1 protein-coding gene is annotated in these 355 nt (G+C 42.8%); it reads right to left on the reverse strand.

The annotated features are described in order from the left end of the window. A partial coding sequence (locus AB4585_RS23525) for a TrkA C-terminal domain-containing protein (RefSeq protein WP_372171189.1) occupies positions 1-355 on the reverse strand: 355 nt, incomplete at both ends.

The raw sequence follows: 355 nt of genomic DNA on the forward strand, positions 1-355 counted from the left end.
AATAGCAACAACACCTGCATTAAAGGTTTGTCTAAAATTGCATTCTTTTAGTGAGCGATTAACCAATCGACTTTGTGGTAGCAGTATGGCTTCAACAAAGCTGTGCGAGGCCAAGCCTTCTTTATCAGCGAATATCTCTAATCCATTGTAATGTTTAAGCTGAGAAACCTTAGAGACGTCACCATTAAAAAACAGGCGGTCATTGCTTTGTAATACCTCGGTGGGAGACACAGGGCTAATGATGTTCCCGTCACGCTCCATTTCTATCAGAAATAGCGATTCCATATGACGCAAGCCGTTTTGATTGATGTCTTTACCAATCAAGGCAGAGCCTGCGGTAACACTCGCTTCGATG

It is taken from the genome of Vibrio sp. 10N.222.49.C9, assembly GCF_041474985.1.
Taxonomy (GTDB): domain Bacteria; phylum Pseudomonadota; class Gammaproteobacteria; order Enterobacterales; family Vibrionaceae; genus Vibrio; species Vibrio crassostreae_C.